The sequence below is a fragment of the Runella aurantiaca genome (genome assembly GCF_003339505.1).
Classification (GTDB): Bacteria; Bacteroidota; Bacteroidia; order Cytophagales; family Spirosomataceae; genus Runella; species Runella aurantiaca.
In genome coordinates this window covers 94,976-106,292 of sequence record NZ_QPIW01000023.1, presented here as the reverse complement: position 1 = coordinate 106,292, position 11,317 = coordinate 94,976, and the positions used below count along the sequence as shown (strand labels likewise).

Sequence of the window (11,317 nt, the reverse complement as noted above, 5' to 3'; positions counted from 1 at the left end):
ATTGGATAAACACTCAAAAAATAGTGTAACTTTGGATGGGCAAGTCGCAGTAACCATAGTTTTGTAGTTTAGTCACCACAAAAATACGGCAATCTTCTACTTGCCTTTTTTTATGAGAAAGCCCTGCAGGCTTATGAGCATGAGAATTTTCTTCATGATAGTATTTTTTATTTAACAGAATATGGATTGTTGATAATTATTCGCCCGAAAGTGTATGGCTACTATCATACACTTTTTATACCCTATATAGGGCATTTTATGGCAGTTGGAGAAGCAGAAAACACTGGTTTTATGCTTAATTATTCATATCAAATCTGCATTACCTCAAATATAAGGTATAGCGATTTGCACGATGGATAATAAGAAAATTGCTTAATGAAGAATAAATATATTGGGGTATATTGAAAGAAGTGTTCAGGTATTTGATTGTAAAAAGGAGTATGTATATTATTACTGGACGCAGAATACTTTTTGAAAGAAATTATTTCATTTTCCTTTTCTTCAATATCAGTTATACGATTCTGTTTATTAAATAAGACAGGTTTACTAACTAAATATTGTTTATTTTTTACAGCAGAAGGACTAATAAGTTCATAAAATGCACCTCCATGATGTTGAACGTATCCACTCAAAAGTAGAATACACAACGGCAATAAAGATTTAAATAATTTTATCATGGTGTAAATAATTTTAGAAACAGGTGTGTAAAATTATTTGGCATTAATTTTTTATAACACACTCTTTATTAATAACTTATGCTATATCATTATAATCTAATTTACCCAAAACCTGCATAATCAATTAGGAGTTAACATTATTTTTGGGGCAAGTACTTATATCTATTAAGCAAGGGATTGTTGGTTATCATTATAACTCTCTTTGCAAATAGCACTACTAACGGTTAGAATTTGATTAAAGCAAAATTAAAATAGAATTAAAATGTCAACATAAATACTCAGTCATAGAAATCAAGTAAGATAAATTATAAAAATTTATCTTACTTGATGTTTTTCTGAGGAAATTTTCAAAAACTGAGCGCTTAAAAAGTAGAGAAAATAACAATATTTAACCGTTTAATGGTCAAGAAACTAACCTTAAACTGAAGAATAAAACTTCTTATATTATGCCAAATAGCGCGAGTACTTTTGCCTTTGAAGTAGGGCAAAAAAGAAGAGGAGAGGTTACTTTTTCAATTGGGATTAGCTTCCCTGAGCTATTTAATAATCGAAGTTTTGAAAAGTATATAATAGCTCAATTCTTGTCAAAACAGAAAATCAAACCCATCAATATCATTGTGTTTTGGGATTTTGAAAACTTTGAGAAAAGCCCGCACAACCTCATCACTTTGAAAATCGTTTATATCTTTTTTGATGCTTTTAATTACTTTTTTGAATTCTTTTATTTGTCGGTCAAAACCAAACTCTAACCCAAATGGGGTTGAAATCATGTAGGCTGGCTGTCCGCTTATCATTTGGGCCTGTCCCATCAAATTATCGTATTCTTCCTCCAACTCTTTGGTTTGCTCACGCAGTATTTTGTTGTAATATTTGAGGTGCTCTTCGGCCAATGATTCTATATGCGACTGATCTATACGCTCAAACTCCAATTGCAAACGCAGCAATGACAATACATCATTTTTTTCGTAGGCTTCTGTCACCCGTTGCATGATTTCTGTTTTGCGGTCCTTTTCCGCTTCGTCTGTTACACGGTCAGGATGGAATGCTTTGACCAAATCCATGTAAATGGTTCGTACTGCCTTGGTGATATTTCGGGCTTCGAGCTCCTTTTTTTGTTCTCTTTCAATCTGTTTTTGGGTTTTAGGGCGTTTGGCCCTCCGCTCTTCCTGTTGGCGTTTGTGTTCTTCAAAAGCACCTTGCTGCTCGGCCATTTTTTCGTGCAATTTTTCCTGCATCTTTTCAGGGTCCTTCAAATCGACATCATCTCCCAAATCTATTCCAAACACCGAAAACAGGTCTTTCATTCGCTCAGCTACTTCTTGGTTAGCTTCTTCGTTGATGGAATCAAAGCTGCCCTCATTGCTGTATTTATCATAAATCGGCTTAAATTCCTCCATTCCAGCCGCATCAATCAATTCAAACGCAATGTCCTGAATGAGATAGGCTAACTTTTTCTTTTCATTCTTTTTGAAAAACGACGAGTCATGAGCGCGGTCAAAACGGTACACAAGTTGGGCACGTTGCTCAAAATATTGTTTACGTAAAGGTTCCAACTCGGTCAGGGCACGTTGTTGGATTTTGACCATGATTTCCCGGTACTCAACAATACTTTTTTCGAGCGTCTCAATTTTTTGTACCAAGCGATTAAACTCTTTCTGCGACTTCGTCTGTTCGGCTTTGGCCTTCGTTATTTGGATAATTTTAGCAGGCATTATCTTGTTTCTTCTGGGTTCTTTTTACGAAAAATCAATGCAATGAGTAAGATGGCAATGATAACCAACAACAGCGTAAACCGAAATTCATCAAAAATGAAACTTGAAGGTGTAAGTTGTGAAATATCCGCCAGTTTTTGTTGATAAATCTCTTTTCCCCACACTTTCATGGCCTCAGCCTGATTGGTGACCAACGAAGTGCGTAGCGTTTGTTTGTATTTATCAAGCGCACTGGGTGAGAAGTAAAAAAACATAGAAGTTAGATACCCGCAGAGTAATGCACCCGTCAGCCAAACGACGTATCCGATTGAAATTCCTTCCCACGCGTGCATGTATCCTTTTCCGATATTTTTACGGTAATACCAACAGGCCGCTGCAATAATAATGGCGAAAAAACCCACATCCAACGCCCGGCCTGTTCCCGAGAATTTCTCTAGGTTTTGGACCACCAAAAAGAATAAAAAACACACAAATCCCGCCAATACGCCAAAAGCAAGCGGGATTTTTAAAATAGGCTTATTAAAAAAGTTAATCACATTTCCCATGACTTATCCACAGAGTTATCCACATTTCTCCACTTTATTTCGATTTATTACGTATAAAGCCCTCCCTTTCAGGGTTTGTCCAAAAAAAGGAGAGTTTTTTGACTTAGAACGAGTGTTGGAGAATACCCATTCTAAGTCAGGATTAAAGAGCGTTAAGTTGGCCAAACTGCCCTCCGAAATTGTATGCGCTGGCAGCCGTAAAATAGTGCGCGGATAGTGCGTAAACTTATCTACAATTTGCTCAACACTTAGCGTTTTGTTGTACGTATTCAGCACTCCAAAAGCTGTTTCTAGCCCAATAATTCCAAATTCAGCCAAGTCAAATTCTAGGTTCTTCGCTTCTTCGTCCTGAGGATTATGGTCAGAGACCACGGCATCAATGGTGCCATCGGCCAGACCTTCCCACAGGGCATCAATGTCTTTTTGCTGCCTAAACGGCGGGTTGACTTTATAATGGGTGTCAAAATCTGTCAAAAGCGAATCTTCAAACGCAATTTGGTGCGCCGCAATATCGCAAGAAACGGGCAACCCCTGCGCTTTGGCCTGACGAATCAACGCCACGGCATTGGCGGTAGAGATGGTCGAGAAATGGAGTAGGGGAGTTTGGCTTTTGATGCCCACATATTCCAACAATTTCAAATCTCGCATAATCATCAATTCTTCGGCAATCGACGGGATACCGCGCATTCCCAGCAACGTACTGACTTCCCCTTCGTGCATTTGTCCAAACACCGTCAGGTCAAAATCTTCGGGGCGATTCATCAACACCCGGTTGACTTGCTGCAAATATTGAAGCGATTTGAGGAAAATGTGGGTATTTTGAATGGCATGAACACCGTCCGAAAAGGCCACAGCACCAGCCTGCGTTAAGTCAATCATTTCCGTAAAATCCTTGCCTTCGCATCCTTTGGTCACCGCACCAATCGGGTGTACCGCCACGAGTTGGTCGGCGGCTTTTTGCTTTACATAAACCAGCGTATTTTTTGAATCCAACGCTGGTTGGCTGTTGGGCAACACGGCAATTTCGGTAAAACCGCCCGCGGCGGCCGCTTCACAGGCAGTGGTCAAATCCTCTTTGTGCTCATGGCCTGGGTCGTGAGAAGATACCCGCATATCTACCCAACCAGAAGAAATATGCCAATTGTCGCCCGTCAGAATTTCAGCATTTGGGGCGTCAAGTTGGTCGCCAATTTGGGCAATTTTTCCATTTTCGACCAAAATATCTTTCGTTTGCCCGTTGTAAGGCGAGCGACTATCAATAATCTTAACAGAACGAATCAGTAGCATATATTTAAAAACTTTCTCTTATTCACATTACGGGTGAATGGCTAAAAAAAAAGCCCCTTTCGGAGCTTCTATTTATTCGCCAATCAATTCTTTGTATTCCTCTACCGAAAGTAAACTATCTGTTGAACCCGTAATTTTGATACGAACCATCCAACCTTTGCCATAAGGGTCTTCGTTGACCAACTCGGGCGCGGCTTCCAATTCATCATTAAATTCAAGGACTTCAGCTGATACGGGGATAAAAAGGTCAGAAACGGTTTTAACCGCTTCTACGCTGCCAAAAATCTCACCTTCTTCAACGGTTTGGCCCACCGTAGTGATGTCTACATAAACAATGTCACCCAGTTCTTGTTGGGCAAAATCTGTCACTCCAACTACTGCGGTATCATCGTCTTCAAAACGAATCCATTCGTGATCTTTGGTGTATTTAAGCTCTTCGGGGAAAGTCATGGTTTGTTGAGGCTTTTGTTTGGGCGTGCAAGATAATACGAAAACATAAATTATGCGAAACCCTTGGGTCACTTTACGTGTTTTTCTCCCCATCGTCCTTCTAAATCAATCTCTATTTAGCTTATCAAAGGAGAATAGCCTTCAACACAACTTTGATAGTATGAGTAAATAAAACCACTATGAAACTCCTGCGTATTCTGCTTGTTCTTCACTTTCCTGTTTTACTTTTTGCCCAAACACCTTTGCGGCGTTCCGAAAGTTTTTTTGGGCTGCATTTTGATTTTCATGCGGTGTTGGAAGATACACTTATCGGTAAAACCCTTACCGACAGGATGGTAGATTCGCTCTTGCAAAAGGTAAAACCTGATTTTATTCAGGTAGATTGTAAAGGACATTCGGGCGTAACGAGTTATCCTACAAAAGTGGGCCATACGCCCAAGCGCTTCGAAAAAGACATCCTTCGCCTATTTAGAGACGTGACAAAACGCCACGGCGTCGCGCTTTATTTGCATTATTCGGGCGTGTGGGACAATGAAGCCGTGAAGCATCACCCCCATTGGTCAAGAATCAATGCCGAAGGCAAACGCGACGACAAAAAAACATCGCTTTGGAGCGCGTATTCTGACAGCCTGCTCATTCCACAACTAAAAGAAATGAGCGACTACGGCATAGATGGCGTTTGGATAGATGGCGATTGCTGGGCCACCGAGCCTGATTATTGCGCAGCCGCAGTAGAGGAGTTTCGGAAGAGCACAGGAATTCAGGAGATTCCTAAAAAGAAAACAGATCCCAATTATTCTCAATGGCTAGAATTTCACCGAACGGCCTTTCGTCGATACGTGCGCAAATACACGGATGCCTTGCATCAATACAACCCTCGTTTTCAGGTAGCCAGCAATTGGTCGTTTTCGGCCATGATGCCTGAACCCGTGGATATCAACGTCGATTTCCTTTCGGGCGACACCGAGCCGCTTAACGGAGCCAATCAGTCGGCGTTTCAGGCACGGTGTTTAGCACCGCAGGGAAAACCTTGGGATTTGATGTCGTGGAGTTTTGGGTACGGTTGGGACGACCAAGTTTTCTCGGCCAAAAGTGCCACTCAACTTTCTCAAGAAGCGGCACAGGTGATTTCGATGGGCGGTGGTTATCAAGCCTATTGGACCCAACACCGAGACGGAAGCCTTAAAACCTACGCCTACGGAACAATGGCCGATTTGGCTAAATTTTGCCGCGAGCGTCAGCCTTTTTGCCAAAATACCAAACCCGTTCCTCAGGTAGGGCTGCTGTATTCAAATACGGGGTATAAAAGCGAAATCACAACCGTTTACAATACAGGGGATGGCAAGCAAAACCCCATGATTGGCACGCTCAATGCTTTATTATACAGCCAATTACCAACAGAAATACTACAAGAACACCATCTTCTAGGACATACGAAGGAATATCCCGTCATTGTCGTTCCAGAATGGAAAAAAATAAACGAACAGCTACGAAATGAACTGGTAGAATACGCCCGACAAGGCGGAAATTTAGTTGTAGTCGGTAGCGAAACCGTTAAAATTTTTGAAAAAGAATTGGGCGTTACATTAAGTCCAACTACCCACACTATTCCTTTTTGGGGCTTTGATAACCTAATCACTGGCACCAAAGCAACCTATCGACCGTTTCAATTATTGCCTAATACACAGCCATTTGGCCAATGGTACAGTCAAGAAGACACTCGTTTTGCCCAAGGGCCGGTGGCTACCGTTGCTTCGCTAGGAAAAGGGAGAATTGCGGGCGTTTATTTCAATTTTGGCGAACAGCATTACAAGCGGGAAACCTACGTAGGCCGAGATTTTTTGGGAACCTTGGTAAAAAAACTTTTTCAACCCAACGTGGAGGTCAAAGGCTCAAAGCTGGTAAACGTGGCTTTGAATCAAAAAAATGGCACAACTTACGTAAACCTTATCAACATGGCGGGTAACCACGCCAACAAATCCATCCACGCAAACGACGAAATTCCGCCGCTTTATAACCTTCAAGTGTCGATTAAAACACCGCGACGCCCTCAGCAGGTGATGTTACAACCCGAAAATAAACCTCTGCCATTTGCGTATAAAAATGGTAGAGCAGTCTTTATAATAAGCAAATTAGCTATTCATTCGATTGCTGAAATCAAACTATGATTCTGTTACAAGCCTCTGATTGGGCCGCATTTATTGGTCGTTTTCACCCTGTATTGGTTCACTTACCCATCGGTTTTTTGATTTTGGCGGGGTTGCTCGAAATCGGCCGATTGACCAACAAAATTGAAGTCAAAGAATCAACCATCACCTTTGTACTTTTTTGGTCAGCCATTGGCGCTACGGTTTCCTGCGTAGCTGGATATCTGTTGTCATTGGGCGGGGGCTATGAAGTCGAATTGTTGGATGAACACAAATGGCAAGGAATATGGGTGGCAGTAGCCGCTTGGGTAGCTTGGATGGCAAAATCGGAGTTATTTGTCAATAAAATTCCTTTCAGCAGCTTATTTTATTTACCAGCGTTGGCCGTTGGGGCCATATTGACCATGGTTGCGGGGCATCATGGCGGCTCTTTGACCCACGGAGAAGGATATTTGACCCAAGAAACACCAGAACCTTTTCGCGGCTGGCTGGGCATGGAGCCCAAAGCCGAAAAAGGCTCGGATGAAATCAAACCCATCGCTGACGTCAACAATGCAATGGTTTTCCAGGAAGTCGTAAATCCTATCCTGAAAGCCCGTTGTGTTCAATGCCACAATGCCAATAAATCAAAAGGAGATTTGCGCATGGACCAGATTGAATTGCTGAAAAAAGGCGGCGAAAACGGCCCGATTTTCGTTGCGGGTCAAGGCAGTGAAAGCGAATTAATCAAGCGTTGTCTGTTGCCCCTTGAAGATGAAAACCATATGCCTCCAAAAGGCAAAACGCAACTTTCGGACAATCAGGTTGCGATACTTTCCTGGTGGATTGACCAAGGTGCGCCTTTTGATAAAAAAGTGGCTGACCTTAAAGCTACCGATGCCATCAAGCCCGCATTGGCCGCGCTGAGCGGTTCGTCGTTGTCTGCTGGAAGTTCTCAGTTGACCACAACGTCCAAAGAATCTCCCGTGTTAAGCTTAAAAGTGCCCACCCCTGATACGAAAGCCGTAGAAGCACTGAAAAAGGCCGGTCTCTTGGTAATGCCGATTGCTAATGAAAGCAACTTGTTAGAAATAAATGCGGTAAATATCAGCGCTTTAACGGATAGTCAGGTGGCACTTCTGGAGCCCCTCAAAGAACAAATCATTTGGTTAAAATTGGGGGATACAAAAATTTCTGACCAAGCTGCAACCACAATTGCTAAGTTAAAAAACCTTCAAAAATTACACTTGGAAAATACGGCGGTTACGGATGCTACCATTCGCCAAATCAAAGCTTTACCGTATTTGGAATACCTCAATTTGGTCAATACTCAGGTAACCGATGCAGGTATAAAAGAGCTTTCTTCCTCAAAAAGCTTGATGAGCCTTCACGTTTGGCAATCAAAAGTAACAGAGGGCGGTGTTGCCGCATTGAAGCAAGCAAAACCTAATTTGGAAGTGACGATTGGCATCACCGAACAACAAATCGCGGAGTTTATTAAAGCGGGCGAAACAGCCCCCAAGGCAGAAGAAGGAAAGAAAAAATAATCTACATTTTAAAATAACGGCCACCCTAACTAGGTATCCGAGGCCTGTTGCTTATGCGTAGCGCTTGGTTAGGCATAGACAAACGAATGAGGCTATTAACCCCCAATGGGGTGTTTGTTACGATATTTACCTTTTAAGTATATTTTAGTATATTATTTATTCATCCAAGAATAAAATTATCCCTCTTCATTTTATCATCGAAAAGCATTTTTTTATTTATAAAATACTTTAGAAATGCCTTATTACGAGCTTGTAGAAAGTTAATTACAAGTACATTATGCGACATAATTTTGCCCATTTAAGGATTTTTGCCATTTTCTCACCCTTGCTATTTCTTCCAAAAAAGCCTTAATTTGGCTTAAAGTTTCGTTTTCTTTCTTTACTCTATTATTTATTGATGATTTCCCGAAATACCTTTAAAACCGTTGTTCTAGGCGGAGGTGAAAGTGGTGTAGGCGCAGCATTGCTCGCCCAAGCCAAAGGATTTGATGTTTTTCTATCAGATAAAGGGACTTTATCTGAAGAATATCGTAATATCCTCAATGTCCATGACATTGATTTTGAAGAAGGGAAACATACAGAGGAACGAATCTTGGCTGCTGATGAGGTCATTAAAAGCCCGGGAATTCCCGATACGACTCCGTTGGTCAAAAAGTTATATGCTCAGGGAACACCCGTTATTTCAGAAATAGAATTTGCCGCGCGGTATACAAAAGCAAAAAAAATCGCGATTACGGGTAGTAATGGAAAAACCACCACCACCTTACTCACGTATCATTTATTGAAGTCGGCGGGCTTTAATGTGGGCCTCGCGGGCAATATCGGCGAAAGTTTTGCTAAGCAGGTAATCGAAGATAAATTTGATTGGTTTGTGCTAGAATTAAGCAGCTTTCAATTGGACAACATGTACCAATTCAAAGCAGATATTGGTATATTGTTAAACATTACCCCTGACCACCTAGATCGCTACGAGTATACTTTTCAGAAATATGTCGATTCAAAGTTTCGGATACTTCAAAATATGCAACCGAGCGACGATTTTATCTATTTTGTAGATAATGAAGCCATCGCTTCTGAATTAGCCAAGAAACCGTTCATGGTGAATCACTTACCCATTTCTTTCGTAAAAAAGGATAGCAATGGCGGTTTTTATCATGAAGGAATATTGCATCTGACGCGCCATCCACGTACTTTTGAGATAAGCGCGAATGAATTACCGATTAAGGGTCCTCATAATGCCATCAATGCCATGGCGGCAACGTTGGCAGCTATGGCGGCGGGAGTAAGTGATGAACAAATTCGTCAGGGTTTGTTGACATTTCAAAACGCGGCTCATCGGCTTGAGCCCGTTACAGAAATCAACGGCATCAAGTTCATCAATGATTCAAAAGCCACCAATGTAGACTCGGTTTATTACGCACTTAACAGTTTTGATACCCCAATTATTTGGATTGCTGGCGGAGTGGATAAAGGCAACGATTATACCCAAATCGAAGACTTGGTTCGTCAGAAAGTAAAAGCCCTTATCTGTCTGGGCAAAGACAATAGCAAACTTCTCTCGTTTTTTACCCCTATCGTTCCTGTAATCATTGAGACACAGGACGTAAGTAAAGCTGTAGCTCACGCTGTTTCGTTAGGTCATCCTGACGACGTGGCGTTGTTATCGCCCGCTTGCGCCAGTTTCGATTTGTTCAAAAATTATGAAGACCGCGGCGATTTATTCAAAGCGGCCGTTCTGGATTTTGCACCTAATTCCCCAAAAAACGATGAATAACGAGATGAATACGCCCCAACCCCAGTCCACCTCTCCATTTGATCGCTGGCAAAGCGCCAAAGAATGGCTTCGTCAAAACCTGAAAGGCGATATTGTCATTTGGATTATTGTAGCTCTTCTGTCTCTTACAAGTATGCTTATTGTGTACAGCGCAACGGGAACGCTGGCCTATCAGCGGGGGGGAGGCTACCCAGAATCTTTTCTGTTTAAACACGCCTTTTTTACGGGAATCGGCTTACTGGTCATGTGGGCCGTTCATCGTATCAATTACACCTATTTTTCGCGATTATCGCGGGCTGCACTCCTGATTTCTATTCCTTTATTGATTCTGGTAAAAGTAGCAGGGGTTACCATCAACGGTGCGACTCGTTGGCTGGCGATTCCAGGCACTGGCTTAACCTTTCAGCCCGCCGACTTTGCTCGTTTGGCGCTGATTGCCAATCTGGCAGCAATGCTTGCCAAACGTCAGCGCGTGCAGTATGACTGGCAGATTTTCGGAAAAATGATTTTGTGGGTTGGAATTATCTGTTTTTTTATTGCACTTACCAGTACCTCTACGGCCGTTTTGTTGGGGTTCTCGTGCTTTTTGATGCTATACATTGGCCGTGTGCCGGGCAAATATTTAGCCGTGATGGTCGTTTCTATTGGCATTGCGGGGGCAACAGGTCTTGTGGTTGGACAACGCCTTGACACCGCCCAGGGACGTATTGAGCGATTTCTCAAACGAGATGAGTATCAGGCCAAGCAAGGTTTTATTGCCATCGCCAACGGCGGAACACTAGGACAAGGGCTCGGCAAAAGTCACCAACGAAACTACCTTACCCAAGCCTATTCTGACTTTATATATGCCATAATTATTGAAGAGTACGGCATTATCGGAGGGATTATTATCATGATTTTGTATGCTATTTTGCTGGTGCGTGGAGTCCAAAACATCAATGAAACCAATCGAGCTTTCGGCGGTCTACTCTCCGCAGGACTTATGCTAAGCATTGGTTTACAGGCATTTACAAACATGGCAGTTGCCGTAGGGATTTTCCCCGTTACCGGCCAACCGTTGCCTTTATTAAGCATGGGAGGAACCTCCGTTTTATTTACCTGTATATCACTCGGAATTGTACTGAGTGTAAGCAGAGGAGATATTGAAGAAACAAATTTATAAGGCTTGAGAAATGATAACAGGGTATCCCCAAATTTAT

General features: G+C 42.1%; 8 protein-coding genes. 4 read left to right on the top strand and 4 right to left on the bottom strand.

Annotated features, from left to right (window positions below; translation table 11 throughout):
* Positions 1-1,261 precede the first annotated feature (1,261 nt).
* From DVG78_RS22225 to gcvH, 4 genes are all read right to left on the bottom strand, one after another.
* Positions 1,262-2,389 (bottom strand): hypothetical protein, encoded by a 1,128-nt coding sequence (locus DVG78_RS22225; RefSeq protein WP_114463229.1) that lies wholly within the window; start codon positions 2,387-2,389, stop codon positions 1,262-1,264.
* Complete coding sequence (locus DVG78_RS22220) at positions 2,389-2,934, bottom strand: DUF4199 domain-containing protein (protein WP_114463228.1); 546 nt, start codon at positions 2,932-2,934, stop codon at positions 2,389-2,391. The genes DVG78_RS22225 and DVG78_RS22220 overlap by 1 nt, the downstream gene beginning before the upstream one ends.
* A gap of 15 nt (positions 2,935-2,949) precedes the next feature.
* Positions 2,950-4,221 (bottom strand): dihydroorotase, encoded by a 1,272-nt coding sequence (locus tag DVG78_RS22215; protein WP_114463227.1) that lies wholly within the window; start codon positions 4,219-4,221, stop codon positions 2,950-2,952.
* A gap of 72 nt (positions 4,222-4,293) precedes the next feature.
* Positions 4,294-4,671, bottom strand: coding sequence for a glycine cleavage system protein GcvH (gene gcvH, locus DVG78_RS22210; RefSeq protein ID WP_114463237.1), 378 nt, complete (start codon positions 4,669-4,671; stop codon positions 4,294-4,296).
* A gap of 179 nt (positions 4,672-4,850) precedes the next feature.
* Here gcvH and DVG78_RS22205 point away from each other — a divergent pair, with 179 nt between their 5' ends.
* From DVG78_RS22205 to DVG78_RS22190, 4 genes are all read left to right on the top strand, one after another.
* Entirely contained in the window at positions 4,851-6,839 is a 1,989-nt protein-coding gene (locus DVG78_RS22205) for an alpha-L-fucosidase (RefSeq protein WP_114463226.1), read from the top strand.
* Positions 6,836-8,344 carry a c-type cytochrome domain-containing protein gene (locus tag DVG78_RS22200; RefSeq protein ID WP_114463225.1) on the top strand — a complete coding sequence of 503 codons (1,509 nt, stop codon included), beginning with the start codon at positions 6,836-6,838 and terminating at the stop codon, positions 8,342-8,344. Before DVG78_RS22205 ends, DVG78_RS22200 begins: the two co-directional genes overlap by 4 nt.
* A gap of 397 nt (positions 8,345-8,741) precedes the next feature.
* On the top strand, positions 8,742-10,118 hold the full coding sequence (murD, locus tag DVG78_RS22195) for a UDP-N-acetylmuramoyl-L-alanine--D-glutamate ligase (protein ID WP_114463224.1): 1,377 nt from the start codon (positions 8,742-8,744) through the stop codon (positions 10,116-10,118).
* Complete coding sequence (locus tag DVG78_RS22190; protein WP_114463223.1) at positions 10,111-11,280, top strand: FtsW/RodA/SpoVE family cell cycle protein; 1,170 nt, start codon at positions 10,111-10,113, stop codon at positions 11,278-11,280. The genes murD and DVG78_RS22190 overlap by 8 nt, the downstream gene beginning before the upstream one ends.
* The last annotated feature ends 37 nt before the right edge of the window (positions 11,281-11,317 follow it).

Excerpts from the sequence above, each read along its gene's own strand:
- DVG78_RS22190 (WP_114463223.1), top strand. The coding sequence starts at position 10,111 with ATGAATAACGAGATGAATACGCCCCAACCCCAGTCCACCTCTCCATTT.
- murD (WP_114463224.1), top strand. The coding sequence starts at position 8,742 with ATGATTTCCCGAAATACCTTTAAAACCGTTGTTCTAGGCGGAGGTGAA.
- DVG78_RS22225 (WP_114463229.1), bottom strand. The coding sequence starts at position 2,389 with ATGCCTGCTAAAATTATCCAAATAACGAAGGCCAAAGCCGAACAGACG.
- DVG78_RS22205 (WP_114463226.1), top strand. The coding sequence starts at position 4,851 with ATGAAACTCCTGCGTATTCTGCTTGTTCTTCACTTTCCTGTTTTACTT.
- DVG78_RS22215 (WP_114463227.1), bottom strand. The coding sequence starts at position 4,221 with ATGCTACTGATTCGTTCTGTTAAGATTATTGATAGTCGCTCGCCTTAC.
- DVG78_RS22200 (WP_114463225.1), top strand. The coding sequence starts at position 6,836 with ATGATTCTGTTACAAGCCTCTGATTGGGCCGCATTTATTGGTCGTTTT.
- gcvH (WP_114463237.1), bottom strand. The coding sequence starts at position 4,671 with ATGACTTTCCCCGAAGAGCTTAAATACACCAAAGATCACGAATGGATT.
- DVG78_RS22220 (WP_114463228.1), bottom strand. The coding sequence starts at position 2,934 with ATGGGAAATGTGATTAACTTTTTTAATAAGCCTATTTTAAAAATCCCG.